A 26,906-nucleotide genomic window follows, 5' to 3' on the forward strand; every position below is an offset into this window, starting at 1 on the left:
GTGACTTCTAATTCGTGCTGTCTACACTCTGGACCGGTATATTTTAAGAATTTGCTTGGGGGCCCTCGCACCGGTGAGTGAAGAAAATGTATCTGACACAGCGAGTACCCGCGCGCCGTCACCTGAGTTAAGCGCTGCGGATCAGCAAGCGCGCTTTGACGCGACAGCGCGTGTGATGCGAGCGATCTCGGAAACCAGGGATGATGTGCAGCCGGTCTGTGACTTGATCGTCGCGCTGGCGAAAGACCTCTGCGGTGCGGTGTTCGCCGGACTGGTGCTTGGAAAAGAGGGCGACACCCTTCAGCGGCTGGTCGCCAGCGTCAATTTACACCCTGAGATCCGACAGCTCTGGACTGATGGCAAATACACGATGGAGCCGGGCAACTCGTTTGTGGCGGATACCATTCTTAGCGGCGAAACCCGGCACGTTGCCGATATGGGCGATACCGAATTTCACAGATCTGGCGATGAACGTTTCAGGATTGTCGTCGATAAACATGGATGCCGCAGCAACCTGTTCGTGCCATTAAAGCAGGAAGGTGCGGCAATCGGATGCCTGATGTTGGCGCGCGATGAGGTGCGGCCATATTCCAGTGACCAGGTCGAACTGGTCGAGACATTTGCCGCACAGGCCGTAATCGCGATCGAGAACGTCCGCCAATTCCGCGAGTTGCAAAATCGACTGGCCCGCGAAGAAGCAACCCGGGAAGTCCTTGAGATCATAAGTCGTTCCCGGGATGATGAGGCGCCGGTTTTCCAAACGATTTTGGAAAACACTGCCCGGCTATGTGAAACGGATGTCGCCACGCTGAGCCTGTTGAACGAGGCTGGAACGCATTTGGAATATGCCGCGCATTTCGGCGATCAACTTGCGACCTATGAGGTCGGTGTGGATCGTTGGTCAATTGACTCAAATCTGCAAATCGCAAGGGCTGTGCGCGAGGCGCGCGTCATACACAATGTCGATCTGCGTCAGACGGAAAAGTACATCAAGGGTGACCCATGGCGTCGCCAGCTTGTTGATGAGGAAGGCGTTCGTTCATTTCTAACAGTTCCGCTGATGTCGGCCGAAGGCGAGCCGGTCGGCGTTATCGGGATTTATCGGCGTGAAGTGCGCCCGTTTACAGACGATGAAATATCGCTGGTCGAAGGGTTTGCAGCGCAGGCCGTAATAGCGCTGGAAAACACCCGGCAACTCAAGGAGCTGCGAAACCGGCTGGAACGCGAAACGGCAACGGGTCAGGTTCTTGAAGTCATCAGCCGCAGTCGGGATGACGAAAACCCGGTGTTCGATAGTATTCTGGATAACGCCAGCCGTTTATGCAAAGCGCCGCTGGCCTTTTTATGCGTCGCGGATCACGAAGCTGGGTTAGCCACCATTCCAGCGAATATTGGTGCCAGAACGGACTTTGACGAAGCCCTCAGAGAATTCGTGGAACCGCTGACGCGCACGGAACTGATCGCAATAAGGCCCTTGGTTGACGGTCAGGTTGTACGCCAGGACGATATTGCCGCTGATCCGCTTTACTATCGGGACCGCGACCCAAGGCGAGTTCAGATGGTCGAGGTCGAAGGGGCACGTTCGGTACTGGCAGTTCCTTTGATGAAAGACGGTTTGGGGCTTGGGGTGATCGTGCTCTATCGGCGCGAGGTGGCACCGTTTTCGGATGATGATGTTGCTTTGGTCCAGACCTTTGCAGCCCAGGCCGTTATTGCGATGGAAAACGTTCGCCAGTTTCGGGAAGTGCAGGAACGTACGGCCGAAGTTACGCAGGCTCTAAAGTACCAAACTTCGACATCAGAAGTTCTGCGGGTCATCTCTGCGTCTCCGAACGAGTTGGCACCGGTGCTTGATGCCATCCTGTATGAGGCGTCACGCATCTGCGAATTGCAGGATGCCTATGTTGCGATGCTGGACCCCGACGACGGGCTGTACCACGTCCATTCCACGCTGACATCAGACACCATCTTTTCCGAGTATCTGAAGGCCAATCCGCTTGTACCGGATGAAGGCAGCGTGACAGGACGTGCGATCCTGACGAAACGCACAAGCTATATTGAGAATGTCGAAGCAGACCCATCTTACACGTGGTTGGACGAAAGCGGTGTGGGCGAATACAAGTCGCTGCTTGGCCTACCTTTGGTCAAAAACGACGAGGTGCTGGGTGTCATCTCACTGGGCGCGCCGGAGGTGTCCGGGTTTTCCGACAAACAGATCAAGCTGCTGGAAACCTTTGCTGACCAAGCCATCATAGCGATCACCAACGCGAACCTCTTTCGTGAAGTCGAAGAGCGCACAGCCGAAGTGATGCAGGCGCTTGAGTATCAGACGGCCACGTCCGAAGTGCTGGATGTCATCTCTCGCTCGCCCAATGATTTGCCCCCTGTGTTGGATACGATCCTCGAGGTGGCTTCGCGCATTTGCTCACCGGAATACGCGTTTTTCGCGATGCGGGATCCTGACGAAGATCTGTACCGCGTGGCCATGACGCACAACGTCAGCGACGCGTTTCTGACTTTCCTATCAGACAATCCTATCGCCCCCGAGGAAGGGTCATGCATTGGACGTACGGCGTTGCATGGCAAGACCGTCTATATAAAGGACACTCGACAGGACCCAACCTATACATGGACCGAAGCCGCCGAGATCGGTGACTACCGGACAACCCTGGGGGTCCCGTTGGTCAAGAATGGCCAGGTCGTTGGTGTCATCGTCATGGCGCACCGGCAAGCGTCCGCGTTCAGTGACAAACAGATCAAGCTGTTAGAGACATTCGCCGCGCAGGCGTTGATCGCGATCAACAACACCCAGTTGTTCGAAGAAGTTCAGACCCGCACGACAGAGGTGGAAGAGGCGCTGGAGTACCAAAAAGCGTCAAGCGAAGTTCTGGAGGTCATTTCCCGATCTCCCGACGCGTTAGAGCCTGTTCTGGGGGCTTTGCTGGCCGTGTCGTCCCGTATCTGCCGCCTGCAGGATGCCTTCGTCGCGCTCAAAAGACCTGAGGATGGAAAATACCATTTCTTTGCAGGTCACAATGTGTCGGACTCGTTTGCCAGCTTTCTTAAATCCCATCCTTTCGAACCCGGAGAAAACTCGGCCACCGCGCGGGCGCTTTTGCACGGACATGCCGATTACGTCGAAGATACGCAATCAGACTCCAGATATGACCCTGTTCTGAAATCCAATCTTCAAGGTTACAGATCTGTCTTGTCGGTTCCGCTGATACGAGACGGCGACACGATCGGCGTGATCAGTATGGGCAGCCGCGAAAAAGCGGCCTTTGACGAAAAACAGATCAAGCAAATGGAGACATTTGCGTCGCAAGCCATCATTGCGATTCAGAATTCTCAGCTGTTCAACGACACGCAAACCGCGCTTTCGCGCCAAACCGCCAGTGCCGACGTATTGCGGGTGATCAGCCAATCACCAACGGATACAACGCCGGTCTTTGAGGTCATTGTAAATTCGGCAACACGGCTTGTGTCTTGTGATCTGGCTGTTGCCACGCTGACGGATGAAAGTTCCTGGTGGCAGGTGGCATTGGCCTCACCCAAGGGCCTGATACACGATTTCGGTAAAACCCGGCATCCGATTGACCCGCAAGACAACTTTCAATCCTCGGTCTTTCTGGCGGGCAAAACGATGCACGTACATGATCTGTCGTCACTTGAATTGCCTCGCCTTGCCAAGAAGCTGCAAAAAGAAAACGGATATGAAGCCTTTCTTGGCGTTCCGTTGATGCGGGGTGGTAAATGCCTGGGCGGGCTTAATTTTATCAGGAAATCGCAAACCCCGTTTTCGGAAGAAGAAGTCGCAATGGCTGAAACGTTTGCAGACCAGTCCGTCATCGCGATTGAGAATGTGCGCCTGTTCCGTGAGGCCGAAGAAGCAAGAGAAGCCGCCGAAGCCGCTAACGAAGCCAAAAGCGCCTTCCTTGCAACCATGTCGCACGAGATCCGCACCCCGATGAACGCCGTTATCGGAATGAGCGGGCTGTTGATGGATACGCAACTTGACGCCGAACAAGGGGATTACGCCCGTACGATCCGCGATAGCGGAGATGCCCTTTTGGGGATCATCAACGAGATTTTGGACTTCTCGAAAATCGAAGCCGGTCAGATGGATATCGAAAATCATCCGTTCGATCTGCGCGAGTGCATCGAAAGTGCCCTTGATCTGATCAGCGGTAAAGCTGCCGAAAAACGGCTGGATCTGGCCTATGAGTTCGACGACGGTTTGCCGGTGGCCATCAGCGCCGATCTTACGCGCTTACGCCAGATTCTGCTCAACCTGCTGTCCAACGCGGTGAAATTCACAGAAACCGGCGAGGTGGTTCTGTCAGTCGAAAAATCCGCGCAGGTCGGTGACGCGCTGGAGCTTACCTTCAAGGTCCGCGATACCGGCATCGGGCTGACGAAAAAGGGCATGAGCCGACTTTTCCAATCCTTCAGTCAGGCCGACAGTTCGACCACACGCAAATATGGCGGCACTGGTCTTGGCCTGGCAATCTCCAAGCGACTGTCAGAGCTGATGGGCGGAACCATGTGGGCGGAAAGTGACGGAGGCGGGCATGGATCGACCTTCACCTTCACAATTCAGGCCAAACCAGCCCGACCTGTCAGGTCCGCGTCGCGTAATCTGGTTGGGGTCCAGTCTGAACTGGAAGGTAAGCGTATTCTCATGGTGGATGACAACGCCACCAATCGAAAAATTCTGCCCCTTCAAACTGAAAAGTGGGGGATGAAAACAAAGGCTTGTGAAAGGCCGTCCGAGGCGCTGGACCTTTTGAGTAAAGGGCACGGTTTCGACCTTGCCATTCTCGATATGCACATGCCGGACATGGATGGCGAAGAACTTGCCAAAAAGATTAAGGACCTTAAGCCCAGTTTGCCGCTAGTTCTTTTCAGCTCGCTCGGGCCGAGAGACATGGAACTCGGCGATGGTCTTTTTGCCGCGAACCTTTCGAAACCGTTGCGTCAATCGCATCTGTTCGACACGCTGGTCACTTTGTTCGCGGCCGACAACGCCCCGAAAAAACCGGCAAAACCTGAGGGCAAGCCCCAGACCGATCCGGAAATGGCAAAACGGCATCCGCTGCGCATTTTGTTGGCCGAAGACAACCTTGTGAACCAGAAACTGGCGCTGCGTCTGCTTGAACAGATGGGCTATCGCGCTGATCTGGCCAGCAACGGGGTCGAAGCGGTCGAAAGCGTTAATCGACAATCCTATGATGTCGTTTTGATGGATGTACAGATGCCCGAAATGGATGGGTTGGAAGCTTCGCGTCGTATTAACGGACTTTTCCAAGACGATAAACGACCGCGAATTATCGCCATGACAGCCAATGCGATGCAGGGCGATCGTGAGATGTGTTTGGACGCGGGGATGGATGACTACATCGCAAAGCCCATCCGCCTGCCGGTTTTGATCGAAGCGCTTTTGAATGTCCCAAGTGAACGCAGGTGATACATGACGAACGGATCTATTGACCTTGGCATCTTCGCAGAGCTCAAAGATGCGACCGGTGATGATTTCGCGGCCGAGCTTGTGCAGGCCTTTCTGGATGAGGCACCCGCAATGATTGATGCCTTGAAAACGGCAGCCAAGGCATCTGACGTTGATGGCTATCGTCGGGCAGCACATTCCATAAAATCCAACGCATACACATTCGGCGCCACCGACCTGGCCGAGCAGGCCCGAAAGATCGAAGTGGGAGGGTTCCCTGCGAATGGCGATCTTTCCGATGCAACGTCTTTGGAAGCCTCGTTGGAAACGGCAGCAACGGCCTTGCGGGGCTTGATTGATGACTGAGCTGCCCGGCCATCTGCTGATTGTTGACGACAACAAGGTGAACCGTCTTCTGCTGTCCCGTAACGTCGAGCTTTTGGGGCATAAGGCAACCGTGGCCGAGAATGGCCGGGTCGCGATGGAGATGCTCGAACGTCACCCCTTTGACCTTTTACTTCTGGATATCGAAATGCCTGAAATGGACGGGTTTCAGGTTCTTGAGGCAATCAAAGCAGATGCGAAACTGCGTGATCTGCCGGTCATCGTGACGTCCTCGGTCGAGGGGCTGGACAATATCGTGCGCTGTATCGAATTAGGTGCCGAGGACTACTTGCCAAAGCCAGTTAACAAGACGCTGCTGAGTGCGCGTGTCGCGAGCGGTTTGGAAAAGAAACGCCTCAGGGACGAACAAAAACGCCTGCTAGAGCGTTTTGCGACCACGGAAGTTGCCGAGGACCTGCAGCAATCGGGATTTGCGATCGGCGGAAAGCGGGCGAGTGCGTCCGTTCTGTTCTGTGATATTCGCGGGTTTACTGCATTGTCAGAAGATCTTGCGCCCGAGGCGACGATTGATCTGCTCAACACGTTTTACACGCTGATGTTCGAGGCCGTGACCAGCAATGGTGGCATCGTCAGCCTGATGCTGGGTGATGGTCTTATGGCGTTGTTCGGTGTTCCGCAGGCTTTGGAAAATACAGCCCAAAGCGCGGTCGCAGCTGGCCATGAAATGCACCATATGATCGAAGCTTTGAACCAGGAAAGGTCTGCAGAACAAAAAGGCGATCTGCGGATCGGGGTCGGAATTGCAACCGGAGAGGTGGTCGCCGGTTACGCCGGTACAGACAGTCGGGCAACGTATACATGTATCGGATCGACCGTAAACCTGGCGGCTCGGTTAGAAGCAGAGACTCAGAAAACAGGCAGTCGAATGTTGGTTGATCAGGCAACCCTAAGCCTCTTGGATAAGGCAGAAGTGCAAGACACATTTGCTGGAACGATGTTCAAAGGCTTTTCCGAACCGTTTGACGTTCACGCGTTGTGATGGCCCGCCTGAAAAGGCTTTGAACCGGGTGTTTTCAAAGCTGTGAGCCAATGGGCAGTATGGCCAGGAAACCTGATACGATGTGATCCCATAACGATCCCGTCGGCTCGGAATTGTATTCTCGGATCGTGCCGTCCTGTTCCTGGGTTCGCCACATCAGCCGATCATATTCGTCCAGCGTGACACTGTAGGTATATGCGGGCAGGGCGTCATCCAACGTGGCCATGGTTTGCGTCGTAAGCGCGGGCGAGTCGATCAGGATACCCATTTCCGTATTGATATTGACCGATCGCGGATCCCAATTGAACGATCCGACAAACAGATACCGGTCGTCTACTGCAAAGGCCTTGGAATGCAGTCCCGAACGAGACTGCGCCCAGTTCACACCGCGTTGCTGAACCTGATATGCATCTGGCCGCAGCTCATAAAGCTCCACCCCGTTGCGCAAAAGCGCGCGACGCTTCTTGGCATAATGCGCATAAACCGGCGCCACATCGTTCGACGCCAGAGAATTCGTGACCACCTTGACGTCGACGCCACGTTCTTCAAGCTCGGTCATCCATTTGACGCCGTTTTTGCGTGGAACGAAATAGGCAGAAACGATGCTGACCTCGCTGTTTGCCGCCTCGAAATAGGGCAACAGTTGTGATGCAAGAATGGGATCCCCGCTGTCGACACCAGCCGCTTTGGACGGCGGATCCGCATAAACCGTGGCATTAACCCAGTCCAGCGACAACGCACCATCGGAAAAGTTTTCTGCAGCTGATCTACGCAAGGCGTTCCCATATTGCGTTTGCGCAGCGTCCTCGACCAGTTCATTCAGGCGGTCGCGTGCCTGATCGAGTGTCAGTGTTTGCGGTTGCGAGATGACGACACGGGCCGGAACCGCGAATTCGCTGTTCCAGTAGGCATCAAAACTGTCTGATACGTCCCGAACAACAGGACCTGCCGCCAGGACATCCAGGTCGGCATAGTTCATCTCTTCCCGGGCCAGAAAATACTCGGCCCCGATATTGCGGCCTCCGACGATTGTAAACGTGTTATCCGCAGTCATTGACTTGTTGTGCATGCGCCGGTTGATGCGTTTGAAATCGGTCAAACCGGCGATCAGCAGGCTTTGACCTCGCCAAAACGGGTTGAACAGCCGGATTTCGATATTCTCATGCAAATCCAGCGCTGTGGTCATCGCGTCGTAGCCAGAGGTATCCATATCGTCCAGCAACAACCGTACACGAACACCGCGATCTGCGGCTTGAAGCAGACTGGCCGCAAACAGGTGCCCTGTTGGATCGTTATGTAGCAGATAGTACTGGGCATCTATGGTTTGCTCGGCTGCGGCGGCCATCAACAACCGTGAAACCAGCGCCTGCTCGCCGTCGCTGATCAGTCGGACACCCGAGCGGCCATCCCTTGGGTCGCCAAGCCTACGTGCGGCCTGTGATAGCGTGCCACTGGATGGTGCGGCTACGGATCGTGTTACGGTCTTTTCGTAGGTTCGAGGTTTTGAAGAACAGGCGGCGATTGCCAGCACGCAACAGATTTGAACCACGAAAAACCAGGATTTCATAGGCAGCCTCCAACACTCATCTGACTAGTGATCACGCAAAAGCGCCGGCATTCAAGAAATTCCTCTTCGATGTGGCCAAATTAGGTACTTGTTGTTGGGCGATAGGTCAGAGGCTATTTTAAGCCGCAAATCTGTTGTTGACCGCTTCAAGTTCTGCTCATCTGCAAAAAGACATCAGTAAACCGGGCTTTGGAAAGACGCGGACATGAAACTGGAATTTCACCATATCAACTTTGTTGCTGACGACGTGGATCGCCTGCACCATTTCTACACTGATATTCTGGGCCTCGATGACATTCCGATCGAGAATTTTCCACGGTCACAGGAAACACAAGACCGCGGCTACAGTGGGAAAATCCGGTTTGCGACCGAAGGGAGAATGCAGATGCATCTGGCCGAACGGGACCTTGGGGTCGCGTTCAAACATAATGAGACGATAAACCCGGTCGAACGCGGCCACATCGCGTTCAGGACAGATGATATCGAGGCTTTCAAAAAGATGCTTGATGCCAACAACGTCCCGTATTCTGATTACGGAACGGCGTTTGCGAAAGAATGGCATCAGGTGTTCTTTCACGATCCCGAAGGCAACGTGATCGAAGTTCATCAAGCCGTCTAAACACGGCCAGATCCTCAATCAATGGCTTCGGTGAAACGCCGACGGGTGGCATCCAGATGCGCTTGCATGGCAGTGCGGGCTTTGCGCTTATCCCGCCGCAGAATGTTTTCGATGATTGCAACATGGTCGGAAGTTGCCGCCAGATGATGCTGCAACTGGTCGTCAAGCGGCCAGAGGTAGTGATGGTTGAAAATCATGGCAATCGCGTCCTGAAATCCCACAATCAGCCTGTTATCCGCGTGGGCGTTCAAAAACCGATGGAATTTAGTGTCCAAAGCCGGGAAATCCAGCTGGGAAAAATCTGTGTTTTCATCAATCGCAAGATGCTCGTGGTGCACGCGGATCAACCCACCCCAGAAGGGATCGTTTTCGGGTAAAACGCACAGTTTTTCGATGGCCCGGCACTCGAACATGACCCGAACCTCGTGCAGTTCAAGCGCGTATTTCTTGGTGACGCCTTCAAGCACCCAGCGCCGATGATGGTCCTTGCGTACAAAGCCAAATCGGCTGAGGCCGATCAGAAACTCTCGCATGGTTTGGACTGAAACGTTGAATTGTCGGGCCAGTTGCCCCTCGCTGAGCAGTGTACCGGGGCCGATATCCTGGTTTCGGATCATCTGCATGAAAGTGGCCTCTAGCATGTCGCGCACATCCATGGTTTCGCTTGTGTCAAAGTAATCTTCGCGCACAGGAACGCGTGACAGCCGCGGGGTCGCTTGGGTGTTGTCGATGATCTTTTGGGTTTCCAATCGGTTCAGGATGCTTCGAACGGTTGTCCGGCTGACCTTTAGATGCCGAGCGATTCCTGACACGTTTCCGATATCGGGATCGGCCACCAAGCTATCCAGCATGGCGTTATACGCAGCTTTGAAAACGCGGTCCGGGCGCGCCATGGCCAACACTCCCCCTGTTCATTATTGTGTTTTTAACATGGTTAAAGACATTTGAGAACAAAGTGACGCTTACCTATGATCGCGCCAGATCATACAGACCAATATCCTTTGTGACGTCGCGTGGGTAGAGGTTGCCCAACACCACCACGATTGCGACGCAACAGTGGTATTTCAAACAGGACGAACAAAATGACACTTAGCCCATACGTGCCCAGTGAGACCCGCTATGCGGATATGAAATATTCCTATTGTGGAAACAGCGGCCTCAAGCTGCCTGCGATCTCTTTGGGGTTGTGGCACAATTTCGGTGGAGACAGGCCACATCAGTTAAAGCAGCAGTTATGCCGCACGGCTTTTGATCTGGGCATCACGCATTTTGACCTGGCAAACAATTACGGCCCTCCCCCCGGCAGTGCAGAAGAGGCGTTCGGAGAGATTTTGAAAACCGACTTTGCCGGTTACCGGGATGAATTGGTGATCTCGTCCAAGGCCGGGTACGAAATGTGGCCGGGGCCCTATGGCGAATGGGGTAGCAGAAAATACCTGATCTCGTCCTGCGATCAGAGCCTTAAAAGAATGGGGCTGGATTATGTGGACATCTTCTATTCGCACCGGTTCGATCCCAAGACCCCGCTTGAGGAAACGATGGGTGCGCTGGATCAGATCGTCCGGTCGGGCAAGGCGTTGTATGTCGGGATATCGTCATACAACTCTCAACGCACCCGTGAGGCCGCGGCGATCCTGAAAGACCTCGGTACCCCCTGTATCATCCATCAACCCAGCTACAACATGATCAACAGATGGGTCGAAACGGATGGGCTCAAGGCGACACTGCAAGAGCTGGGTATCGGCTCGATTGCCTTCACACCTTTGGCGCAGGGGTTGCTGACGGGCAAATACCTGAGTGGCGTGCCTGAGGACAGCAGGGCGTCCGACAACAAGTCGCTGGACCCTGATCTTCTGACACAGGCGATGATCGACAACTTGCGCAAGCTGGATGAAATCGCCAAACGGCGTGGTCAGACCTTGGCGCAAATGGCGATTGCCTGGGTGCTGCGGGGTGGCGGTATCACGACTGCATTGATCGGCGCGTCCCGGTCTGAGCAGATTGTCGATTGCGTGGGTGCGCTCAAGAACACGGAATTCACCGCGGAAGAACTGGCTGAAATTGACCGGTATTCTTCAAATGGTGAGGTCAATCTTTGGTCACAGTCCTCGGACGCCTAACTTTCGGACAAGATGTCAGAAAAGGAATGAACATGAATAAACCTGTTATCGGCTTCATTGGTGTTGGATTGATGGGCCATGGCATGGCCAAGAACATCGTGGAAAAAGGCTATCCCTTGGTGGTGATGGCCCACCGAAACCGGGAACCCGTCGATGATCTTATTCAGCGTGGCGCAAGCGAGGTTTCAACGGCCCGAGAGATGGCTGAAAAATGCGACATCATTCATTTGTGCGTGTCGGGAAGCCCGCAGGTTGAGCAGCATGTTCGCGGTTCGGACGGAATTATTGCTTCCGGCAAGAAAGGGCTGATTGTCGTAGATTGCTCAACCTCTGACCCGGTATCAACGCTGCAACTGGTCGAGGAGCTGCGCGCGGCGGGTATGGATATGGCAGATGCCCCGCTGGGTCGCACCCCGGCCGAGGCGCAGGCCGGAACACTCGACACCATGGTCGGCGCCACGCCCGAAACGCTAGAGCGGATCCGGCCGGTTCTGGAATGCTGGGCCGGGTTGGTTGTGCACATGGGCGACGTTGGCACGGGCCACAAGATGAAGCTGATCAACAACTTTATCGCCATGGGCTATGCGGTCTTGTATTCCGAAGCGTTGGCCGTTGCCCGTAAGTCTGGTCTCAGCGCCGAGCAGGTGGATTCCGTTTTGCGCCCCAGCCGCTTGTCGAACGGGTTTTATGACACATTCATGAGGTGGACGCTCGATCGTGATGAAAACGCCCACCGGTTTGCGATTACAAACGCCCATAAAGACATGCGGTATCTCGCGAACCTTGCCAATAGCATCGGTGCTGTGACGCCGGTTCAGGCGACACTGCGCAATGCGTTTGCCGCCATGGAGGCGTCAGGCAAGGGCGATCACTATGTTCCGATGCTGGCCGATTTCATTGCAGAAGTGAATGGCGTGACGTCGAATGACTGAGTGCGTCAAACCCGCAAAGTGTATATGTTGCGTCAGCGCAAACTCGTGGCTGAGTTTAAGGTTTTGAACATTAAGGTCGTGGGTTCCAACCGGTTTTCAAATGGGTTGCGGCAGTAGTTCGGGATCTCTCCTGCCGTCTCAAACCCAATGGACTGGTACAGTTTGCGCGACGGGTCCGAGCTGCGCGTATCCAATACGAGCAATGAGCGATCCAACTCTCTCGCCCACTTTTCGAGCGTTGCCATGAGCGCGCGCGCCAGCCCGCGTCGCCGCGCGCTCGGGTGTACCAGCAATTTGGCGACATCCGCCCGATGCGGCTGGTTGGGCATCTGCGCCGGGACCAGCTGAACCGTTCCCAGAATGCGCTCGGAGGTGCGATAGGCGAAAAGCTCGACCTTGCCCGAGTGTACGTCGGGCCAGACCTGCTGCAGCCAATACATGCGGGCGTCTTCGTGCGAGAAGGGCAGGATGAACCCAACGCTTGCCCCGTCATGGACACAGGCATGTAGGATGTCGGCCAGATCGCCCGTGGCTGTTGCCTGATCATCCGCTGTAAGCAGTGCAATCATATCAGCACCAGCAAATACCGCGCGCCGCGGGTTGTCGGGGTTTCAAATCTGGTCGGCCCGGAGAGATGATACCGGAGGCAGTCTCCGCCATTCAGGTCATGTGTGATACCGTCGACCGTTAAGGCCAATGCGCCATCCAACATGACGAGGTGGTGTTCCTGCCCAGGTTTTGGCGGCGCGTCGTAAGAGATCACCGTGTTTGGTGGCAAATGCCCCTCAAGTACTTCGCCATTCAGACCCGTTGCCGGTGGGGATACGGATCGGCGCGTGAATCCGGTTTCGGGGTCGCGCCATTCGGGCTGGCGCTCAAACGGAACGCGCGGATCAAAACTGTCTTCGACCATCATCAGCAGGCGCGACATTGGCAATCCGTATGCTGCACATAGTCGGCCCAGTGTTTCAGCCGTGGGGCTGACGTCGCCTTTTTCCATACGAGACAACGTGGCCCGGCTGACGCCGCTGTGTTGGGCGAGATGATCCAGCGACCAGTTCCGCGCATGACGGAGCTCGCTCAGACGGCTTGCCAGACGGTTGGAAAGGTTATCAAGCATTGTCCATATACGAGATAAAGTACCGAATATGGGAAATATGATTTAAAATAAATGGTGACGCAATAGAAAAAGGGCGCGGCATGCCGCGCCCTTTCTCCAAACTTTGAGGGTCAGTGGATTACTTCCAACCAACTTCGTTGAAGATCTTCTGAGCCTCTGGAATGTTCTTGGCTACATCCGACAGGTTGACTTCGTCGGCTTTGAATGTGCCCAAAGAGGCTACGTTGTCGGCCAGTGCCACGCCCTCAACGGCGGGGAATTCGTCGTTACCGTTCGAGAAATACACCTGCGCCTGTTCGCCTGCCAGATACTCCAGGAACTTGACGGCGTTGTCTTTGTTGGGGGCATGCGCCGCGACACCAGCACCGGACAGGTTCATATGGGCACCTTCTGCGTCTTGCGCCGGGAACTGCACGCCGATCATGTCGATATCGGCGCTCAGGCCTTTGACGTCTTTGCGCAGGGCACGTGCAAAGTAGTAGGAGTTCGAAACGGCGATCTCGCATTCACCCGAAACGATGCCGCGCAGTTGGTCCGTGTCACCGCCCTGAGGTTCGCGCGCCATGTTGGCGACAATGCCTTCGGCCCAGGTCTTTGCGGCTACGGTCCCGTGATTGGTGATGATGGCAGCCAGCAGCGTTTGGTTATACGTGTTGCTGGATGAGCGGATGCATACCAAACCTTTGTAGTCCGGCTTGGCCAGATCAAGATAGCTTGCCGGCGGGTTTGCCACCTCGGCTTTGTCAAAGAAGATGATCCGGGCGCGTTGCGAGAAACCATACCACTGGTTGTCTTCGTCCTGCAGGTTGGCCGGGATGCGATCTTCCAGAACAGCGCTGTCTACGGCCTGCAGAATACCTGCGTTCTTGGCGCGTGCCAGACGCGAGGTGTCGACGGTCAGCAGAATGTCTGCAGGTGAGTTCGCACCCTCGGCTTCCATCCGCGCGATCAGCTCGTCTGCTTTACCTTCAATGCGGTTGATCGTGATACCGGTGGCTTCTTCGAAATCGGAATACAGGCGCTCATCCGTGTCATAGTGGCGCGACGAATACAAATTCAGCTCGCCCTCAGCGGCGGCAGACGTTGCGATCAGAGCTGTGAGTGTGGCGGCGATACAGGTAGAGGATTTCAGCATGATGTGTCCCAACAGTGAATATCGTGGCGGGCATAACCCGACTGATTTGGTCAATTAAACGATTCTGGGCGAGATGCAAGTAAATCCGAGTAAATTAGTTGGTCAAAGTTTGATCTAAAGACCAAAGCACAAGCCTGCAAGGTTCCGTACTGGGTCAGCGCAGTCTTCCAGGCCGATCGCGCAATTATTCAATAACGATCCTTCACATTAAAATGCTGTGACGCTCACGGATTCCGGCACCATTTGTTCCCGCATCGTGAACACCCCGTGACTGGCCGAGAGCCGGGCAACGGGCCTTTAAAAAGGACCAACAGTATGTTGAAAAAAGCACTTCTCGCCTCGGCTTTTTCGCTGGTTTCTGCCGCCGCAAGTGCGGGCGACAAATCCGCAACCGCAGGATATGCACTGGCAGATTCCGGCAAAACGCTGGTTGTCATGTCGGACCTGAAAAAGCCGGGTTCGGTTTCGAAGGTCGAGCTTAAGAAAGAAGTCCGGGCCATTGCCTGGCGGCCTGTCACCGGTGAGCTTTTGGGTTTTGCAAATGGTCATGTCTATGCGATCGACACCGAAAGCGGCAAAATGAAAGACCTCGGTGCCAGCTTCAAAGAAGGCGCAAAGATTGCCTCTGATGCGGCCGTTGCGTTTGACTTTAACAACAAGATCGATGCTGTTCGGGCGGTATCATCGGCCGGGGACAACCTTGTATATTTCCCGGAAGGCTTTGGCGACAACGATGAAAGAGCGGGCTCCGTGCGTCGGTTCACCGATCTGGCCTATGCTGAAGGTGACAGCATGCACGGCAAGACACCCGGTATCTTTGCGAATGCCTATACCAATGCCATCCATGGGAAAAAGGCGGGCGACACGTTCCAATACGCCTTGGATGCTGAAACGAATGCGCTGGTAAGCCTTGCCAACAACGCCGGGACATTGGCCACGATCGGGCAAGTCACGGTCGATGGGAAAACGGCTGATCTGGCGCCGCTGGGCGGCTTCGATATCGTCTCGACCAAGGAAGGCGACAATGCGGGTTATGCGATTCTGCAGTTGGAGGACGCAAAGACCGCCGGTCTCTACAAGATCGACCTGAGCAGCGGTGCAGCGACGCTTGTCGCTGATTTGGGTCTGAGCGGTGTGACTGGATTTGCTGCTGGAAAGCAGAGCTAAGTCTCTTCACGCTTACATGGGCAGGAAAAGGGGCGGCAGTTATGCTGCCCCTTTTTTCTCTATGCGGCTCGCTTTCGCGGCCCACAGTTCAGGCTGGGGCCTGAACCTAACCCGAGGCACAAAAAAACCGCACCAGATGGCGCGGTTCTTTCAAACTGATATGTGCAGTTCTTAGCCCTGACGAGCTTTGAACTTGCGCTGCGTCTTGTTGATCACGTAGACGCGGCCTTTGCGACGCACAATACGGCAATCACGGTGCCGGTTCTTGAGCGAGCGGAGCGAGTTCTTGACCTTCATGGGTCTGTCTCCAATCTGCGGCGCCTTCATCAAGGACGTGGCCAGCGCCTGGGTTAGCGGGTGCCCCGGAAAATCCGGAACAGTGAAACGATGGTGGGCGGTACAAGGATCGAACTTGTGACCCCTTCGATGTCAACGAAGTGCTCTACCGCTGAGCTAACCGCCCACGTAACCTTTGCGAACCCTGCCCCACAACGAAATGGGGCGCGGAACTCCGCGCCGGTAGCGGGGTCTATAAAAGGAGTCGCAAAGGGGTTCAAGGGGTTTGGTATAACTATTTTCCGGTCTATGTTCAGACTGAACAAGGAGTCACCATGCAGAACGCCGCCTATGTATTGGATATGCCCGTAAAGCGCACGTCTTGCGTTGTGTTTTCGTCGCCCCACAGTGGCCGGCATTACCCAGAGTCATTGATGCAGCGCACAATTCTGAGCCGTGATGTGATTCGATCTTCTGAGGATGCTTTTGTCGATCAACTGTTCCTGCCAGCGGCGGATTTTGGGGCGCCGCTGATCTCAGCAACCAAACCCAGGGCTTATTTGGACCTTAACCGAAGCCCCGAAGAACTGGACCCCGCTTTGGTTCAAGGTGCACGTCGGCAAGGGCACAATCCACGGGTCGCATCTGGCTTGGGTGTTATCCCGCGTGTGGTGTCCAATGGTCGCGCGATTTATCGCGGCAAACTGACGATGGACGAAGCGCGGCTGCGCATCGACACATGCTGGCGACCCTATCATGCACGGCTTAAGTCTTTGTTGGCAGATTCGCACAAGGCCTTCGGGCAGGCGATTTTGATCGACTGCCATTCCATGCCCCATGAGGCCGTCGCCATGGCCAGTACGCCAAATTCCCGACGACCGCAGATCGTATTGGGGGATCGGTTCGGCGCGTCCGCTTCGGGTGAGGTGGTCGACCGCATCGAGGCTGCGTTTGTTGCAGCAGGTTTGACGGTTGTTCGGAATGCACCCTTCGCCGGAGCCTATGTTACGCAAACCTATGGCAGACCGGGCCGCAACCAGCATGCCGTGCAGATCGAAATAGACCGCTCACTGTATATGGATGAGGCACGGATCGAGCCGAACGGGAACTTTGCTGCCTTTCGCGAGGTGCTTCGAAAGGTGATACAGGATATCGCGCAAATCGGGGAAGAGCCGCTTAGACTGGCGGCAGAGTAAACCTAGCGCAAAGCCCGGCCTTTCACGATCGCGTCTGTTCCGAACTTACGACGAATTTCATCTGTCGCCCTCTCGGCCTGAGAACGGCGCGCGGCACCGGGGTCAAGTAAGTCACCCGTGATGTCGGCCTGATCCTCTGAACATAAATCAGACAACCCACACCCCAGCAGCCGATAGGGCCCCTGATCGCCAACCTGATCGAACAGCGCACGCGCGGTTCGGTAGATACGGTCTGCGATCTGGGTCGCGTCGCGCAATGAAACGCGGCGCGTTATGATCTTGTGATTGGCTTGCTTCAGTTTCAACGTCACAACTCGGCCAGCCAAACCCTTGGCTTTGGCGCGGTCGGCCACCTTTTCTGACATACGCCATAAATGCCCATCCAGAATATCAAGACTGGCAGTGTCCTCGAAAAAGGTGGTTTCGTTGCTGATCGACTTCATCGGCTCATGGGCGGATACGCGGCGTTTGTCCTGACCGCGCGCAAGATGCCATAACCGGCATCCCATCGACCCGAACCGAGCGGTCAGCGCCTCTTGGTCCCAGCGCAACAGGTCCGAAAAAGAACGGATGCCAGCCCGGTCCAGCGACTCCTGAGCTGCCGGGCCGATCCCCCAAATCAGTCGTACAGGTTTGTCGTGCAAAAACGCGGCTGTCTCTTCTTTTCCGATAACCGAAAACCCACGCGGCTTATCCAGATCCGAGGCGACCTTGGCGAGAAACTTGTTGTGCGACAGGCCGATGGACCCGGTCACACCCAATTCAGTTTTCATGCGTTTGACCAGGCCCGCCAACATAACCGCAGGCGGAGCACCATGCAGGCGTTCCGTGCCGGACAGGTCCATAAACGCCTCGTCCAGCGAGAGAGGTTCGACCACTGGGGTCAATTCGTCCATCATTTTGCGGATTTCGCGCGAAACCTCGGCGTATACCGACATGCGCGGTTTGATTACCACCGCTTCGGGGCAAAGTTGCAGCGCCTTGAACATTGGCATGGCCGAACGCACGCCCCGTATTCGGGCCACGTAGCATGCCGTAGATACAACGCCACGTCTGCCCCCGCCGATGATAACGGGTTTGTCGGCCAATTCCGGATTGTCTCGTTTCTCGACCGAGGCATAGAAGGCGTCGCAGTCCATGTGGGCGATCGCCAGATCGAAAAGCTCGGGATGCGACTTCACCCGAGGGCTGCCGCAGGCCGGGCATCGGCGTTCATCCATCAATTTGGTCAGGCAATCTCGGCAGAGACCGGGCATCGGGGTCATTCCGCGTTCAGTTCTGGCAATTTGACCATAGCAAGCCACGCACCCAGCAAAAACCCGGGATGGGGATGAACGCACAATTTTCTGGAAAGAAGACCCCCCGCATAGGGCGGGGGGAGGTGACGGACCTCAGGAAGAAACGGTCCGCGGGGAGTATCACGATGACAGAATCGCTGAAAACGCGGCGTTTCGATAGGATTTGGATCACACAAGGAAAACTCGTGTTTTTCCTGTGTGTTTTGGGGCACAGGGTCGATTTGGCGCGGTTTTGTGAAAAGTGACGTAAGGTCAACTGCTTGCGTGCGAAAACCCGGATATTTGGCAGGAAAACCGTTTTTGTCCGTCAGTGCCGCTGCAAAGAATTTAACTCGGCAAGAACCGCTTCTGCGGCCGATTTTGGGTCTTCGGCCTGATAAATCGGGCGTCCCACGACGATATGATCCGCCCCGTCGCCGATCGCGCTGGCGGGTGTTGCGACTCGTTTCTGATCCCCTAGGGCTGCGCCGGCCGGGCGCACGCCCGGCGTCACGATCAATCGTCCTTCGGCTTGTGGCAACGCGCGGATCAGTGCCGCCTCTTGTGGGCTGGCGATAACACCGTCGGCCCCAGCCTCAAGCGCCTTGGCGGCCCGTTCCACAACAAGGTCCTGCACGTCGCCCGCCTTTAACAAGCTGGCATCCAGATCGTCCCTGTTCAGTGAGGTCAGAATGGTCACAGCCAGGATTTTCAGATCCTTGCCCGAGGCACCCTCTTTCGCTGCGCGCACCACATGTGGGTCACCGTGGACTGTCAGGAAATCCAAATCAAACTGCGCCAGACCACGCACGGCGTTTTCAACTGTGTTCCCGATGTCGAACAGTTTCATGTCCAGAAATATGCGCTTGCCGTGATCCTGTTTCAGTTCATTGGCAAGTGCCAAGCCTCCGCCAGTCAACATGCCCAGGCCGATCTTGTAGAAGGAGACGCTATCGCCCAGCCGCTCTGCCATGGCCAGACCTTGCAAGGCATTCGGGACGTCGAGGGCTACGATCAGGCGGTCGTCAGACATGGGGCGTGCTCCGTTTTTTGGCAAACGTGTGCCTCCTAACGGGTTCGGGCTGTTCTGTCCATGCAAGACATCCGTGTGATTCAGATCACGGCAGAAAAGCGTATGTGTGTTACAGTATGGGGTACTTGGAAAAGCGGGTTTGAGAATGAAACTGAACGCGAGTGTGCCGGTGGCATTGATGTCCGCCGCTATCCTGTTGGGGTGTCAGGATATGCCGTTGGAAACCGAGGCTGGCGATACGGTTGTCAGGTCGCCCACCAACGAGGATTTGCGCCTGCTTCGCGGGTACAGGTCCACGGATGACGACTGCCAAATCACCGGGGAAACCGCCTTTACCGTGGATTTTCTAGATGATGCCGCCGATCTGGTTTCCTGCCCGACAGGGGGTAGCGCCGCGCAGTCATTGGTCGACATGTACGGTGCGCGCAAGGTGGCAGAAACGGGCGGGTACACGCTGTATAGTGTGCCGCGAAGATGACGCAGTAATTAGCAAGATCAGCCTCTTGAACCGGGTGGGATATTTCCCAAATTGAATGTGAGGCCTCAATCGATACGTGCCGCCTGGCGGGCGCATCAAACCGGGGCGCTTAGAGAAGGAGAGCAAAATGGACTTGAACAAGTTCACCGAGCGGGCGCGGGGTTTCGTGCAAGCGGCGCAGACCATTGCGATGCGGGAAGAGCATCAGCGCCTGACGCCTGAACACTTATTGAAAGCATTGATGGATGACGATCAGGGGCTGGCCAGCAACCTGATCACACGGGCCGGTGGCGCGCCCAGCCGTGTGGTAAATGCGCTGGACGCCTCGATGGCACGTATCCCTAAGGTCAAGGGCGATACAGGTCAGGTCTATCTGGACGGCCAGACTGCAAAGGTGCTCGCCGAGGCAGAAAAGATCGCAACCAAGGCTGGCGACAGCTTTGTACCGGTCGAACGCATTCTGATGGCACTCTGCATGGTTAAGTCCAAGGCAAAGGACGCTTTGGAAGATGGTGCGGTCACTGCGCAGAAACTCAACGAAGCGATCAATGATATCCGAAAAGGCCGGACTGCCGACACCGCGTCGGCCGAAGACGGTTATGATGCGCTCAAGAAATACGCGCGCGATCTGACTGAGGCTGCCGCCGAAGGCAAGATCGATCCAATCATTGGGCGGGATGAGGAAATTCGCCGCTCGATGCAGGTTCTGTCGCGTCGGACCAAGAATAATCCGGTTCTGATTGGTGAGCCCGGCGTTGGTAAAACCGCGATCGCTGAAGGTATGGCCCTGCGCATCATCAACGGTGACGTGCCGGAATCGCTGAAGGACAAAAAGCTGCTGGCGCTCGACATGGGCGCGCTGATCGCTGGCGCGAAATACCGCGGTGAGTTCGAGGAACGCCTCAAGGCCGTTCTGACCGAAGTGACCGAGGCCGCGGGCGAAATCATCCTATTCATCGACGAGATGCACACGCTTGTGGGCGCGGGTAAATCCGACGGCGCAATGGATGCCGCCAACCTTATTAAGCCCGCGCTTGCCCGGGGTGAACTGCATTGTATTGGCGCGACCACGCTGGATGAGTATCGTAAATACGTCGAAAAAGACGCAGCCCTTGCGCGTCGGTTCCAGCCTGTGATGGTGCAGGAGCCAACGGTCGAGGACACGATCAGCATCCTGCGGGGCATCAAGGAAAAGTATGAGCTGCACCATGGCGTGCGGATTTCGGACTCGGCGTTGGTGTCGGCAGCGACGCTCTCGCATCGCTATATCACCGATCGTTTCCTGCCCGATAAAGCCATCGACCTTGTTGATGAAGCCGCGTCGCGTCTGCGGATGGAAGTCGATTCCAAACCCGAAGAGTTGGATCAGTTGGATCGCCAGATCCTGCAGATGCAGATCGAGGAAGAGGCGCTGAAACTCGAAGATGACGCGGCCTCGAAGGACCGGCTGGAAACCTTGCAAAAGGATCTGGCTGACTTGCAGGAGAAATCCGCTGAAATGACGGCTCAGTGGCAGGCCGAGCGTGACAAGCTGGCTGGAGCACGTGATCTGAAAGAGCAGCTCGACAAGGCGCGGGCTGATCTTGAGATCGCCAAGCGCGAAGGCAACCTCGCCAAGGCGGGCGAGCTGTCCTATGGCGTCATCCCCCAGCTTGAAAAACAGTTGGCCGACGCCGAGAACAGCGAAAGCAACGCGATGACGGCAGAAGAAACAGTGCGCCCCGAGCAAATCGCTTCGGTCGTTGAACGCTGGACGGGAATCCCGACCGCCAAGATGCTTGAAGGTGAGCGCGAAAAGCTGCTGCGGATGGAAGATGATCTGCATTCCCGCGTGATTGGTCAGGATGCAGCGGTAACGGCTGTCGCCAACGCCGTGCGTCGCGCGCGCGCTGGTCTGAATGACGAAAACCGCCCGCTGGGTTCGTTCCTGTTCCTTGGGCCGACCGGCGTGGGTAAGACCGAGCTGACGAAGGCCGTTGCGAACTTCCTGTTCGACGACGATAACGCGATGGTGCGTATCGACATGTCCGAGTTCATGGAGAAACACGCGGTCGCCCGTCTGATCGGTGCCCCTCCGGGCTATGTTGGCTATGACGAAGGCGGTGTGCTGACCGAAGCCGTGCGGCGCAGACCCTATCAGGTTGTGCTGTTTGATGAGGTCGAAAAGGCGCATCCGGATGTGTTCAACGTGCTGCTGCAGGTTCTGGACGACGGCGTGCTGACCGACGGTCAGGGCCGCACCGTGGACTTCAAGCAGACGCTGATCATCCTGACGTCGAACCTCGGGAGTCAAGCGCTCAGCCAGTTGCCCGAAGGGGCCGACAGCGCGCAGGCACGGCGCGACGTGATGGATGCGGTCCGGGCGCATTTCCGGCCTGAGTTCCTGAACCGTCTGGACGAGACGATCATCTTTGATCGGCTCAAGCGGGCCGATATGGACGGCATCGTGGATATCCAGATGGCACGCCTGCAAAAACGTCTGGCCGCCCGCAAGATCGAGCTTGCCCTGGACGATGGCGCAAGGGAATGGCTGGCCGATGAAGGCTATGACCCGGTCTTTGGCGCGCGTCCGTTGAAACGCGTGATCCAACGTGCGCTTCAGAACCCGCTGGCGGAGGCTTTGCTGGCTGGTGAGATCAAGGATGGCGAAACGGTTCCGGTTTCCGCCGGATCAGACGGTCTGATCATCGGAGATCGTTTGGGTACATCCGATCGCCCAAGACCGGATGACGCAGTGGTACACTAATCAGACAATTAAAGAATGTAGGGCCCGCTGAGTCAGCGGGCCTTTTTGGTATCTGTGTCTTCTTGCGACTGTTTAGGGTTTCCGCAGCTAATTGAGATCGGTGCCGGGTAATTTCGATTGCGAAGTTCTGATTCAAAGAGGTCTTCTAGCCCTTTTTGACCAAGACGCGTTTCGCGCTTCCTCGTGCTGCATCAAAAAGGGGTGTAGCCTGACCCAGGGTCTCTAGGTATTCCAAGCCTTCCCTTAGCTTGCGGGTTCTGAGATCGAGTATGATTGAGCCATCGTCGGAAACGATTTGGCGGAAAAAACCGTCGTAAGTATTCGCAGGGTAATGGAACCCACAAGAGATGAAGCTCATTGCCAGGTCGCAACGCGGTGAGGAGGACAGACTGTCCTTTTCAGGGTTTAGGCACGTGATGTTTTCTGGATTGACGCCATTGCTCACCAAGAATGACTTTGCAACGCCCAAATTAGAATACGCAGCGCCGGTTTCCCCGAAGCCAAAATGGCGTTCGTCGGACGTTTCCAAGTCAATCAAGGTGAGGTCGCACTTGTGGTCCCTCCACAAAAACAGGTCGAAAAACGCGTATCCGCATCCGATATCTGAGGCAGTTGAGGGGGCTATCTGCTCAATCTCGTCACTGATCTGTCTGTATTCGAGAAGGATTATGGCCGCTGCACGTTGCGCTAACTCGAGCCCACGTGTTTCGACCAAAGAATTGACGGCTTCTTCGTTTCCTGCGCTCCAAGCGCGAATAATTCTGCCGGATCTTGGCTGATCAAAAATAATCTCAGAACGCTGCATGATGAGGTTGACTAGGTCTTGGTGTTCTAACGCTTTAAACGACAGGTTTTTGATTTCAGGTAGCTCTGTCGCTTCCATCATGCGTTCAATGGTAATCATCGTCTTTTTGGTTCTGAACCTGGCTATTCTCTGTTTAATAGGCACAACTGCCCGAGCGCGTTATAGATGCGATCGGGCAGAAATGCGACTGATCAACGGAATGACCAGATCAAACCATAGCAAAAATCCTAGCTGGGCCTCCGGTGCCGCCTTTGTGTTTCGGTGCGCCGATTACCAGTGTCGCGCCTGCTGCTGGCACTCGGTCCAGGCCCGCGATGTTCTCGATGCCAAAGCGGCCTGTAGGCAGCCATGCATAATGTGTCGCGAAATCGCTCGAGATGCCATTATCCAGCGACAGCGTATCTGACGCGATCGACCGCGCACCGGTTTCTTCGATCAGCATCTGTGCAGCCTCGACGTGGAAGCCGGGGTAATGCTGGGCCTGTCCGTCAAATCCCCGGTAGGCTTCGCTGTCGGCTTTGGCCGCCCATCCCGAATATAATGCCACGCACGCCCCGTCCGGAATGTCGCCATGCGCCGACATCCATTCTTTGAGGTCGTCAGGCGTCAGCAAAGTGTCGGCGTCATCTGCCGCACGGGCTGCGATATCGACAACACATAGCGGCGCAACCAGATCCGATACCGGTATTTCATCGACAGCCGTTCCATCGGCCGAGAAATGCAGCGGTGCATCAATATGTGTTCCGGTATGTTCGTTCACAGTCATGCGCTGCAGGTTGAAGCCGTGTTCGCCGAAATTGAACACCTGCTCGGACGCATAACCGGGCTCACCGAAGTAGGTCGGGAAATCTGCGCTCAGCGTGTGGGTCAGGTCCTCGACCTTGCCATGGCCAGCTGCCATCGCCATTGGTGCGGTCGCGCTTGTTGCGGCGACTGCCACGCCCGAGGCGGCTGCGGCTTTGAAGAAACCTCTTCTCGACAGCATACGGTCCTTGACCGCGTTCATCACACAGATGTCACACATTCGTCTTCTCCCTTTAGGCTATCCCGGTCATCGGGTTGCAACAGGTCGGTGTCCCAGACCTTATCAGCCAGACTCTATGCCGGACGATGACCTTGTAAAGACTGCGTTTGTCCCGCGGCTTGGGATTTGGGGCGTACGGCTTCAACTCCACGTGATTGGTTTTGTGTTTCCAGTTTCTGAAAACGAAAAGAGCCCGCCGGAAAGGCAGGCTCTTTGGATTGCATCTTTGGCAGTCTGAGTTAAGCGCCTGTTGGCAGAGCGTTCAGATCCTGTGCATTGGAATCGTTCAAACGGTTGTCGTCGCCGATTTCTTCGCAAGTCACGGGAAACGTCTCATTCGCGTCGCATCCTGAGATGGGGTAGGTGTCTTTTTCTCCGCATGCAGCAATTAGCAAGGCCAAAGCCATGCCGGTAACCAGTCGCAGTTTCATGTTTGCTCCTTTCCGGTCATTTCACTGTCCATTTTGCGCGTGTTTTTGGGTCGCATTCATAACGACTCATCTTTTCTTTCTCTGCGCGAATTCATTTTAAACCCAGATGGTTATGGCAACCAGTGTTGTTGCTGTAATTGACGTTAGGTTTCGCCGGAAACTCTTGGAGACGACGCACATAAGCAGGGTCTGCGAAACACCCTGTGCGCTGTCGCACCGTGTGTCATTATTGGATCCGCTGCGATTCATTACAGCCACTTCGCCCAATCGTGACGCATGTTGCCTTTGTCCTGTGCTAAGAGCGCACTAACTGACACTTAAGGCGAATGAAATCGGAGACTTAAATGGCGCATCGCTGGATCAACAATTTGACGCGTGCTGACGTTACCCCGCGGGCAGCGTTCTTGAACCGGCGGCAGGTCATGGCCGGGATGGCAGGTGTCGGATTGGCGGGCATGGCGCGCGGTGCGTCGGCGCAGGAAGCGCTTGAGCCGAATACGTGGGAAGACATTACATCCTACAACAACTATTACGAATTCGGAACGCGCAAGGATGATCCTGCCAAATACGCGCATACTTTGGTCACCGAACCCTGGAGCATAAAGATCGATGGCCTCGTCGACCGCCCCGGCGACTATGACTTCAAAGAGGTCATGTCCGAGATGACGGTCGAAGAGCGCATCTATCGTTTTCGCTGTGTAGAAGCCTGGTCCATGGTCGTGCCGTGGAATGGGTTTGAACTGGCCGATTTGCTGAACGTGGCAGGTGTGCAGGAAGGCGCGAAATATGTGGCCTTTGAAACTGCTTATCGACCTGATGAAATGCCAGGTGTTCAGTTCCCCGTTCTGGAGTGGCCCTATCGGGAAGGCTTACGGCTGGATGAGGCCATGCATCCGCTTACGATCATGGCCACCGGAATCTATGACCGCCCGATCCCCAACCAGAACGGAGCACCCCTGCGTCTGGTCGTACCTTGGAAATATGGGTTCAAGTCGATCAAGTCGATTGTGCGCATCACTCTTACAGACGTCGAGCCCCCGACCAGCTGGAACATGGCGAACCCACGTGAATACGGGTTCTTCAGCAATGTGAATCCTAACGTTGATCACCCGCGGTGGTCGCAGGCCTCAGAGCGCGTGATAGGCGGAGGGCTTTTCGCCAAGCGCATTCCCACATTGATGTTCAATGGTTACGAAGCCGATGTTGCCGGTCTTTACGAAGGTATGGACCTGTCGACTTACTATTAATGTCATGCAGACGGTGAATCAGATACTTCGTCGGATACCTGTATGGGTCGTTTATGCGTTGGGCGCGCTTCCAGCGCCCTGGCTATTCTATCAGGGTTTGACGGGCGGACTTGGTGTTGATCCGATCGAAGCGCTGGAACATCGCTATGGCGAATTGGCATTGCAACTCTTGATTGCTGTGCTGGCTGTTTCCCCGCTGCGCAGGTTTTTTGGTTTGAACCTGCTCAAGTTCAGGCGTGCGCTGGGGGTGCTTACATTCTCTTATGTAACCTTGCACCTTTTGGTATGGCTGGTTCTGGACGTGCAGCTACTTGGTCAGATCTGGGCTGATATCCTGAAGCGACCTTATATTACGGTCGGGATGGCGGCATTTATTTTGATGGTGCCTTTGGCCGTGACATCCAACAATCTGTCTGTCCGGCGTTTAGGCCCGCGCTGGCGTAGCCTTCAGCGCTTCGTCTATCCGGCCGCGGTCTTGGGCGGGCTGCATTATGTCATGCTTGCAAAAGGGTTTCAGATCGAACCGTTGGTTTACCTGACTGTGATACTGGGCCTGATCGCGCTGCGTTTGCCGATACCGGAGGTACTGACTCGGGGCCGCAGAGCCGACTCTGCCTGACTCGTTGCCCAGTCTGTGTGTAACCCTGTGCAAAAGTCAGTTTTCCGTGCTTGTCGATCGGCGGTCTGGTTGTGTCTGCCGAGTTATGATCGCGCAAATAGTTGATAATAAATAATAAAAAAGAAAACGAAAGTTTTTCCCGGATTCTATATTTTTTCGCTTGCGGCCATTGGGCGTAAACCTTAGAACCCCCTTCACCGGCGCTGTTGAGGTGCTGGGACGCGGCGGAAGCGGCGGAGACGCATCGGAGAGACGGTGGGCATCTAGGGTTATTGATTAGGGCG

The 26,906-nt window shown here is 55.5% G+C and carries 23 protein-coding genes and 1 tRNA gene; 12 read left to right on the forward strand and 12 right to left on the reverse strand.

The window, feature by feature from the left end; all coding sequences use genetic code 11:
* Positions 1-73: 73 nt before the first annotated feature.
* From ACR0DG_RS16040 to ACR0DG_RS16050, 3 genes are read left to right on the forward strand one after another with little or no spacing between them, the layout of a single operon-like run.
* Positions 74-5,467: a GAF domain-containing protein gene (locus tag ACR0DG_RS16040; RefSeq protein ID WP_480698187.1), complete on the forward strand. Its 5,394-nt coding sequence runs from the start codon at positions 74-76 to the stop codon at positions 5,465-5,467.
* Positions 5,468-5,470: 3 nt separating this feature from the next.
* Positions 5,471-5,812, forward strand: a complete 342-nt coding sequence (locus ACR0DG_RS16045; protein ID WP_480698185.1) for an Hpt domain-containing protein — start codon at positions 5,471-5,473, stop codon at positions 5,810-5,812.
* Positions 5,805-6,830, forward strand: a complete 1,026-nt coding sequence (locus tag ACR0DG_RS16050; RefSeq protein ID WP_480698183.1) for an adenylate/guanylate cyclase domain-containing protein — start codon at positions 5,805-5,807, stop codon at positions 6,828-6,830. The genes ACR0DG_RS16045 and ACR0DG_RS16050 overlap by 8 nt, the downstream gene beginning before the upstream one ends.
* Before the next feature lie 34 nt (positions 6,831-6,864).
* Here the strand turns inward: ACR0DG_RS16050 and ACR0DG_RS16055 are convergent, their stop codons facing one another.
* Positions 6,865-8,397: a phospholipase D family protein gene (locus ACR0DG_RS16055; RefSeq protein ID WP_480698181.1), complete on the reverse strand. Its 1,533-nt coding sequence runs from the start codon at positions 8,395-8,397 to the stop codon at positions 6,865-6,867.
* A gap of 205 nt (positions 8,398-8,602) precedes the next feature.
* Between ACR0DG_RS16055 and ACR0DG_RS16060 the strand changes: the two genes are divergently transcribed.
* Complete coding sequence (locus tag ACR0DG_RS16060) at positions 8,603-9,016, forward strand: VOC family protein (RefSeq protein WP_480698179.1); 414 nt, start codon at positions 8,603-8,605, stop codon at positions 9,014-9,016.
* 14 nt (positions 9,017-9,030) lie between these two features.
* On the opposite strand, the gene ACR0DG_RS16065 is transcribed toward ACR0DG_RS16060, so the two are convergent.
* Positions 9,031-9,909, reverse strand: coding sequence for a GntR family transcriptional regulator (locus tag ACR0DG_RS16065; protein ID WP_480698177.1), 879 nt, complete (start codon positions 9,907-9,909; stop codon positions 9,031-9,033).
* A gap of 189 nt (positions 9,910-10,098) precedes the next feature.
* On the opposite strand from ACR0DG_RS16065, the gene mgrA reads away from it, so the two are divergent.
* A complete protein-coding gene (gene mgrA / locus ACR0DG_RS16070) occupies positions 10,099-11,136 on the forward strand; it encodes an L-glyceraldehyde 3-phosphate reductase (RefSeq protein ID WP_480698175.1) in 1,038 nt (345 codons plus the stop codon).
* On the forward strand, positions 11,112-12,068 hold the full coding sequence (locus ACR0DG_RS16075) for an NAD(P)-dependent oxidoreductase (protein ID WP_480698173.1): 957 nt from the start codon (positions 11,112-11,114) through the stop codon (positions 12,066-12,068). The genes mgrA and ACR0DG_RS16075 overlap by 25 nt, the downstream gene beginning before the upstream one ends.
* Positions 12,069-12,100: 32 nt before the next feature.
* Here the strand turns inward: ACR0DG_RS16075 and ACR0DG_RS16080 are convergent, their stop codons facing one another.
* The 3 genes from ACR0DG_RS16080 to ACR0DG_RS16090 form a co-directional block, all read right to left on the reverse strand.
* The gene (locus ACR0DG_RS16080; RefSeq protein WP_480698172.1) at positions 12,101-12,637 is read right to left on the reverse strand and encodes a GNAT family N-acetyltransferase; all 537 of its coding nucleotides are present in this window, start codon (positions 12,635-12,637) and stop codon (positions 12,101-12,103) included.
* Positions 12,634-13,188, reverse strand: a complete 555-nt coding sequence (locus tag ACR0DG_RS16085) for a helix-turn-helix domain-containing protein (RefSeq protein ID WP_480698170.1) — start codon at positions 13,186-13,188, stop codon at positions 12,634-12,636. Before ACR0DG_RS16085 ends, ACR0DG_RS16080 begins: the two co-directional genes overlap by 4 nt.
* A 118-nt stretch (positions 13,189-13,306) precedes the next feature.
* Positions 13,307-14,323 (reverse strand): extracellular solute-binding protein, encoded by a 1,017-nt coding sequence (locus ACR0DG_RS16090; protein ID WP_480698168.1) that lies wholly within the window; start codon positions 14,321-14,323, stop codon positions 13,307-13,309.
* A gap of 315 nt (positions 14,324-14,638) precedes the next feature.
* Between ACR0DG_RS16090 and ACR0DG_RS16095 the strand changes: the two genes are divergently transcribed.
* Positions 14,639-15,490, forward strand: a complete 852-nt coding sequence (locus ACR0DG_RS16095) for a DUF4394 domain-containing protein (RefSeq protein WP_480698166.1) — start codon at positions 14,639-14,641, stop codon at positions 15,488-15,490.
* Positions 15,491-15,661: 171 nt separating this feature from the next.
* On the opposite strand, the gene ykgO is transcribed toward ACR0DG_RS16095, so the two are convergent.
* Together ykgO and ACR0DG_RS16105 are read right to left on the reverse strand one after the other, a co-directional pair.
* The gene (gene ykgO, locus ACR0DG_RS16100) at positions 15,662-15,787 is read right to left on the reverse strand and encodes a type B 50S ribosomal protein L36 (RefSeq protein WP_008755722.1); all 126 of its coding nucleotides are present in this window, start codon (positions 15,785-15,787) and stop codon (positions 15,662-15,664) included.
* A 91-nt stretch (positions 15,788-15,878) separates the two neighbouring features.
* A tRNA-Val gene (locus tag ACR0DG_RS16105) sits at positions 15,879-15,953 on the reverse strand.
* Positions 15,954-16,101: 148 nt separating this feature from the next.
* On the opposite strand from ACR0DG_RS16105, the gene ACR0DG_RS16110 reads away from it, so the two are divergent.
* Positions 16,102-16,962, forward strand: coding sequence for an N-formylglutamate amidohydrolase (locus ACR0DG_RS16110; protein WP_480698164.1), 861 nt, complete (start codon positions 16,102-16,104; stop codon positions 16,960-16,962).
* A gap of 2 nt (positions 16,963-16,964) precedes the next feature.
* Here ACR0DG_RS16110 and ACR0DG_RS16115 read toward each other — a convergent pair whose 3' ends face one another.
* Positions 16,965-18,218 carry a DNA polymerase IV gene (locus tag ACR0DG_RS16115; protein WP_480698162.1) on the reverse strand — a complete coding sequence of 418 codons (1,254 nt, stop codon included), beginning with the start codon at positions 18,216-18,218 and terminating at the stop codon, positions 16,965-16,967.
* 349 nt (positions 18,219-18,567) lie between these two features.
* A complete protein-coding gene (gene pyrF / locus ACR0DG_RS16120; RefSeq protein ID WP_480698160.1) occupies positions 18,568-19,272 on the reverse strand; it encodes an orotidine-5'-phosphate decarboxylase in 705 nt (234 codons plus the stop codon).
* A gap of 145 nt (positions 19,273-19,417) precedes the next feature.
* Here pyrF and ACR0DG_RS16125 point away from each other — a divergent pair, with 145 nt between their 5' ends.
* Entirely contained in the window at positions 19,418-19,750 is a 333-nt protein-coding gene (locus tag ACR0DG_RS16125; RefSeq protein WP_480698158.1) for a hypothetical protein, read from the forward strand.
* A gap of 127 nt (positions 19,751-19,877) precedes the next feature.
* Positions 19,878-22,496 carry an ATP-dependent chaperone ClpB gene (gene clpB, locus ACR0DG_RS16130; protein ID WP_480698156.1) on the forward strand — a complete coding sequence of 873 codons (2,619 nt, stop codon included), beginning with the start codon at positions 19,878-19,880 and terminating at the stop codon, positions 22,494-22,496.
* A 145-nt stretch (positions 22,497-22,641) separates the two neighbouring features.
* Here clpB and ACR0DG_RS16135 read toward each other — a convergent pair whose 3' ends face one another.
* The 3 genes from ACR0DG_RS16135 to ACR0DG_RS16145 all read right to left on the reverse strand — a co-directional run bounded on the left by ACR0DG_RS16135 (position 22,642) and on the right by ACR0DG_RS16145 (position 24,756).
* Positions 22,642-23,400, reverse strand: a complete 759-nt coding sequence (locus ACR0DG_RS16135; RefSeq protein WP_480698154.1) for a hypothetical protein — start codon at positions 23,398-23,400, stop codon at positions 22,642-22,644.
* Positions 23,401-23,509: 109 nt separating this feature from the next.
* Positions 23,510-24,325 (reverse strand): cyclase family protein, encoded by an 816-nt coding sequence (locus ACR0DG_RS16140; protein WP_480698151.1) that lies wholly within the window; start codon positions 24,323-24,325, stop codon positions 23,510-23,512.
* A gap of 239 nt (positions 24,326-24,564) precedes the next feature.
* Positions 24,565-24,756: a hypothetical protein gene (locus tag ACR0DG_RS16145; protein WP_480698150.1), complete on the reverse strand. Its 192-nt coding sequence runs from the start codon at positions 24,754-24,756 to the stop codon at positions 24,565-24,567.
* 344 nt (positions 24,757-25,100) lie between these two features.
* Between ACR0DG_RS16145 and msrP the strand changes: the two genes are divergently transcribed.
* Together msrP and msrQ are read left to right on the forward strand one after the other, a co-directional pair.
* Positions 25,101-26,003, forward strand: a complete 903-nt coding sequence (gene msrP, locus ACR0DG_RS16150; RefSeq protein ID WP_480698148.1) for a protein-methionine-sulfoxide reductase catalytic subunit MsrP — start codon at positions 25,101-25,103, stop codon at positions 26,001-26,003.
* A gap of 4 nt (positions 26,004-26,007) precedes the next feature.
* Positions 26,008-26,622, forward strand: a complete 615-nt coding sequence (msrQ, locus tag ACR0DG_RS16155) for a protein-methionine-sulfoxide reductase heme-binding subunit MsrQ (protein WP_480698147.1) — start codon at positions 26,008-26,010, stop codon at positions 26,620-26,622.
* Positions 26,623-26,906 lie beyond the last annotated feature (284 nt).

Source organism: Ruegeria sp. BG8 (genome assembly GCF_056538325.1).